The organism is Prosthecobacter sp. (genome assembly GCF_044232965.1).
In the GTDB taxonomy this organism is placed as follows: domain Bacteria; phylum Verrucomicrobiota; class Verrucomicrobiia; order Verrucomicrobiales; family Verrucomicrobiaceae; genus Prosthecobacter.
On record NZ_JBIIKX010000160.1, the window covers coordinates 1 to 2,637 of the forward strand.

Here is a 2,637-nt window from a genome sequence, read left to right on the forward strand (position 1 = left end):
GGTGGCTGCGGGAAGTTCTCCGGCGACTATCCAGAGTTCCTGCTGGCGTTGCTTGGTTTGGCGTTGCTCAAACATGCAGGGTTGTTCTCATCACCCAGGAGGAGAGGTTTTTCAACAGGCTGCTAGAAAGGCTATGCTACCGGGAGCTGTATAGCTTCCATGCGCACTCTTCTATTGTCTCTCCTCGCGACCGTTTCCGTTTTCGCCAAAGATGAACCAACCAAGGGAGATGCCAAACGACTCGACCTCGGCGGCGGAGTGCCGCTGGAGGTCGTTTTCATTCCGCCGGGCGAGTTCATGATGGGCAGCACGCTGGAGGAAAAGGTTTGGGCCACCGGTATCGAAGGTGGTGCGCAGCCGGGGACGACGCGCGAGTCCTTCGAGGGTAACAGCCACGACTGACGCGTATGAAGAACGGCTTTTGGATGGGGCGCACGGAGGTCAGCGTGGGACAGTTCCGGCGGTTTGTGGAGGAGTCTGGCTTTGTGACCGATGCCGAAAAGCCGGGCGGCGAGACCCAGGTGTTCGATCCCGAATGGGACGGTTATCATCTCACGACGCAGGTGGTGCATCCGTGGAAATCCGTGAAGGGCAAAAGCTGGCGCGATCCGAACTGGGGATTTCCAAACCGTGATGACTTTCCGGTCGTGTGCGTGAGCTACAACGACATGAAGGCATTTTGCCAATGGCTGAGCGAGCGCGAACGCAAGGCTAGCCGACTCCCGGAAGGCATGGAATACAGTCTACCAACCGAAGCGGAGTGGGAATATGCCTGCCGTGGAGGCAGCAAGGAGAGCCGCTACTTCTGGTGGGGCAACGAGATCGAAGATGGCGAGGGCAGGCTGAACATCTCCAGCATGGATGTCCTGCCGGGCGGCACGAAGGCATGGCCGCTCGCCAAGGTGCCGTGGAGCGATGGCTTCGCGTTTGTGTCGCCCGTCGATCACTACGGCGAGAAAGGCCGCAACGGCTTCGGCCTCGCCGACATGTGCGGCGGTGTGTGGGAGTTTGTCATCGACCACTTCGATCCAAAGGGCGGTCACGAAGAGATCTACTTTGAAAACGCCGAAAAACGCACCGTCTCCCGCCCCGTCTGCCGTGGCGGAAACTACTTCGATGTGCCCGGCAATGCGCGCTGCGCTGTGCGACTGGGAATCAGAGACGTGACCTACTCCGACTCACGCGATGGCTTTCGCATCTGCCTGGGCCCGGCTGTGCCGAGGCAGTAGGAAATGAATGCCAAACATGAAATACAGCATCACCGTTGCCTGCGTCATTTTGAAATCAGTCTGGCAGGCTGTTTGCCGATCCTTTTCGGATTCGTTTCGTCGGCTATCTCCGCTGCGCTCCGGTTCCCTCCGGTCGGCTCTCACCGCCCTCCTTCTGCCTTTCGCCGCCACGGCACAGACTCCTCCCGCCAAAGCGCCGACCGAAGGCAAGAAATCCATCGTCACCGTCAGCGCGAGCACCCCGAAACTGCCTCGCAAGAGCGAGGGGGATGTAATCGAACTGAAGGATGGGAGGCTGCTGCTGATCTCGATGGAGTTTGGCGGCGATGGCAACGACTTCGCCATCACGCGGCTCGTGGCGCATGAGTCGGCCGATGGCGGGCGCACCTGGGCTGGGCATCGCTTGATCACCGACACCGCTCCGGGCGATGTGAATGTCTATTCGCCGAATCTCATCCGCGCGCAGGATGGAGGCATTCTTCTTCTTTTCATGCGACAACATCGACCCGGCTCGCTGACCAACCATGTGTGGAAGTCGACCGACGAGGGGCAGACCTTTTCGCCACTGGCGGAGTTCGTCCCGAAGCGGGCCTTTTCGTTGTGCAATGCCACGGTGAAGCGACTGGCTTCGGGACGCCTGCTTCTGCCTGCCAGTCCGCCCGCTCCCGGGAAACCGGCCGAAACCGGGCCGTATGAGGCAACCATTCTCTTCAGCGACGACGACGGCCGCACCTGGAGCGAGGCCGCGAACTGGCTCACGCTGCCGAAGCGCGGCGCGATGGAGCCGCACGTCGAACAGACGGGCGATGGCCGCGTTCTGATGGTGATGCGCAATCAACTCGGCACGCTCCACTTTTCCGAGTCCACCGACGACGGGCTGCATTGGTCCGCGCCGAAGAGCACCGGTCTCACCTCGCCGGAGTCCTGTCCGGAGCTGACCCGTATCCCCTCGACGGGGGATTTGCTGATGATCTGGAACAACACCTTCGATCCCAAGTTCCGCTCGCACTATGGCAAGCGCAGCCCGCTCACCGCCGCCGTGTCGAAGGACCACGGGCGCACTTGGCAGCACGTGCGCGACATCGAGACCGACCCGAAACGCGCCTTCTCCAATCCCGGCTGCCGCTTCACCCGCGATGGACGCGCCATCCTCAACTACTGGACCTGCGAGTATCTGCCCAATTGGAGCATCCAGGACATCATCGACCTCCGCGTGGCTGTGATCGACTCGGCGTGGTTCTACGAGTCATCAACCAAACCGCCTTGAGCCTATCCAAGCAGCACCGAACCAAAAGCCCCAACCATCCACCACACCATGAAATACCTTCTTCTCCTTCTTCTCACGACCAGCGTCCACGCCGGATGGCACGCAGGTGCCGCAAAGGCAGACATCTCGCCGACGGAATCC

The 2,637-nt window shown here is 60.8% G+C and carries 3 protein-coding genes; all 3 read left to right on the forward strand.

Annotated features, from left to right (window positions below):
- The first annotated feature begins 159 nt into the window (after window positions 1–159).
- Genes ACILSI_RS26960 through ACILSI_RS26970 form a run of 3 tightly spaced genes read left to right on the forward strand, consistent with a single transcriptional unit; the run spans window position 160 to window position 2,496 of the window.
- Window positions 160–402: a hypothetical protein gene (locus ACILSI_RS26960; RefSeq protein WP_395725027.1), complete on the forward strand. Its 243-nt coding sequence runs from the start codon at window positions 160–162 to the stop codon at window positions 400–402.
- A 5-nt stretch (window positions 403–407) separates the two neighbouring features.
- Window positions 408–1,229 (forward strand): formylglycine-generating enzyme family protein, encoded by an 822-nt coding sequence (locus ACILSI_RS26965; RefSeq protein ID WP_395725028.1) that lies wholly within the window; start codon window positions 408–410, stop codon window positions 1,227–1,229.
- 16 nt (window positions 1,230–1,245) lie between these two features.
- Window positions 1,246–2,496, forward strand: a complete 1,251-nt coding sequence (locus ACILSI_RS26970; RefSeq protein WP_395725029.1) for a sialidase family protein — start codon at window positions 1,246–1,248, stop codon at window positions 2,494–2,496.
- Window positions 2,497–2,637 lie beyond the last annotated feature (141 nt).

Bases quoted from the DNA above. Each gene is read 5' to 3' on its own strand.
- ACILSI_RS26960 (WP_395725027.1), top strand. From the start codon at position 160: ATGCGCACTCTTCTATTGTCTCTCCTCGCGACCGTTTCCGTTTTCGCC.
- ACILSI_RS26970 (WP_395725029.1), top strand. From the start codon at position 1,246: ATGAAATACAGCATCACCGTTGCCTGCGTCATTTTGAAATCAGTCTGG.
- ACILSI_RS26965 (WP_395725028.1), top strand. From the start codon at position 408: ATGAAGAACGGCTTTTGGATGGGGCGCACGGAGGTCAGCGTGGGACAG.